This window comes from Pseudoflavonifractor sp. SW1122 (assembly GCF_012027765.1).
In the GTDB taxonomy this organism is placed as follows: Bacteria; Bacillota; Clostridia; order Oscillospirales; family Oscillospiraceae; genus Enterenecus; species Enterenecus faecium.
Genome location: NZ_SJOS01000091.1, coordinates 1 through 1999, shown reverse-complemented (window position 1 = coordinate 1999; position 1999 = coordinate 1). Strand labels below are relative to the sequence as shown.

Annotated in this window: 2 protein-coding genes, 1 tRNA gene and 1 pseudogene; 2 read left to right on the top strand and 2 right to left on the bottom strand. The window is 41.0% G+C overall.

Annotated features, from left to right (window positions below; all coding sequences use genetic code 11):
- A partial coding sequence (locus E0L15_RS12110; RefSeq protein ID WP_168125799.1) for a tetratricopeptide repeat protein occupies positions 1-933 on the top strand: 933 nt, incomplete at its 5' end.
- 63 nt (positions 934-996) lie between these two features.
- Here the strand turns inward: E0L15_RS12110 and E0L15_RS12105 are convergent.
- On the bottom strand, positions 997-1356 hold the full coding sequence (locus E0L15_RS12105; RefSeq protein WP_168125798.1) for a four helix bundle protein: 360 nt from the start codon (positions 1354-1356) through the stop codon (positions 997-999).
- A 172-nt stretch (positions 1357-1528) separates the two neighbouring features.
- Positions 1529-1615: transfer RNA gene (locus tag E0L15_RS12100), tRNA-Leu, on the bottom strand.
- A 170-nt stretch (positions 1616-1785) separates the two neighbouring features.
- On the opposite strand from E0L15_RS12100, the pseudogene E0L15_RS12095 reads away from it, so the two are divergent.
- Positions 1786-1999 (top strand): annotated as a pseudogene (locus tag E0L15_RS12095) (hydrogenase maturation nickel metallochaperone HypA); the annotation flags it as partial.

The window sequence follows — 1999 nt, the reverse complement described above, 5'->3', positions numbered from 1 at the left end:
TATAAATTGGTATCCATGCCTCTACTACAAAATACAGAGATGTTCTCTATTGCTACTTCTTTTTCCAAAAAACTAGGAATTAAACTATCAAAGGAAGAATTAAAACAAGTATCAAATTTATCTCAAGGTTCCGTTTTAAAACTAAGCATAATCTTGAATGTATTCTGCGATAATTCTTTTGAAAAAACATTTGAATTCATTCGGAATATACAAGGTGCAAAAATTGATGCTAGAACTTGGGCTACACTGGCATTGCTCGTTGGATCTAGGGCTGAAGAAGCTGGTTACTTGTCTTACGCAAAAGAATTATATTTATTCGTTTATCAATCGCTATGTCAGAACGACATTGGTGAAATCAGAGATATAAAATCCAGCCTTTTGATTGCCTTAGCCAATATATTTGCTAATGAATCAAGGTACGCTGAAGCTCTTAATTACTATGATTTTGCACTGTCTGAAGAAAAAAACATAAAAAAGATTGCAACAATCTATACCAGAATGAGCGAAATTTATGAAAAGCTAGGGCAGTTTTCTTATGCCGAAATGCTTTTAAAAAAAAATCTCTCTCTAATTTCTAATACTTCCTCGCACGACCACTCCACAATTCGGTTACACATTCTAAATCTAATTAACCTTGGTGCTATCTATAGAAAAACGAAAAGGCTTACCGAGGCACTTGACATATATTCCAAGTGCTTATCTCTTGCTAAAAATAACACTAGTGCATTGCTTCTCATATACAACAATTTAGCAACCATCTATGCACTACAAGAAAATTATCAACAAGCACTATTTTACTACAATAAAGCTATACAAATTATACCACAAGCCGAAGAAATCCCCAACGAATATCTTACAAAATCCGATTTTTTGGAATTAAAAAAATCCGTAACAGAAGGCTTCGAATACATTTCCGAAAAAGCAAACAACTAATTTTTGTTATTTCTTTAGCCGCAGAAATTCCATTGTATATCGGATATAGTACATCGTGTTATGTCACAGATTTAAAGCCGTCCAGATTGCTTCTGGGCGGCTTTTCATAATCTTTTCCGGCAATCGCTTGACCTCGGTACATTGTTTCAAAATGGTAGGATCATCATAGTAGCCACTTTCGATGAGCAGCTCCAGCCAGTATTCGCTTTCCGAACATTCTTTCAGTGCGATTTGCAATTTTGCAATAAAATCAGCTTTTCCATGGGCATACATGGCTTCCCGGATGTTGGCGCCGATGCTGGTTCCCGAGCGAATGAGTTGATTGGTCAGGACGCTTTCCCGTTTGGAGCGCTTGATCTCATTGCACACTTTGATAACTTCCAACGCAAACGCCTTAGACTTATCTTGAAGGGGACTGGCCATTGTCATCACCCCAAATATAAAATTCGTGCCGCTGTGCGGCACACCTTACTTCTTCACTATTCACTATTACTTATTCACTTCCAAAAATCGACCCATCCAGTTTAGTGAAGAGTGAAAAGTGAATAGCGAATAAGTAAAAATCGACAAGCCCCTGACGGTGCTTGTCGATTTTTGGTGCCGGTGGCCGGACTCGAACCGGCACGGTGTCGCCACCGGTGGATTTTGAGTCCACTACGTCTACCAATTCCATCACACCGGCATGGTGCGAATGGTATTATACTATATTATTTCCCATTTCGCAAGAGAAAATTTTGTTATTTTCCCTCTTCCCTCTCCGCTGCCAGACTGGAATCTACGGTTTCAGGGATTGACGAAATGGTGCAAAACGTGTACTATATGTGTATCTATGGTCAACGGAGGTATGACACCATGGTTCGTAAAAAAGATTCCAACGTGGTGCACTGTGCATCCTGCGGCGAGGATTACAGTGCCACATATAAGTTCTGTCCCTTCTGCGGCGGCGCTCAAACCCCCACCACCCAGCCCGCCATGGCCGACGAGAGCGGCTATGAATTTGACGGACAGGATGTGTTTGATCGCCCCGACGCCCAGCCCGCCGGAAAGGGCGGCAAGCGTCTGCCCG

Bases quoted from the DNA above. Each gene is read 5' to 3' on its own strand.
- E0L15_RS12105 (WP_168125798.1), bottom strand. From the start codon at position 1,356: ATGGCCAGTCCCCTTCAAGATAAGTCTAAGGCGTTTGCGTTGGAAGTT.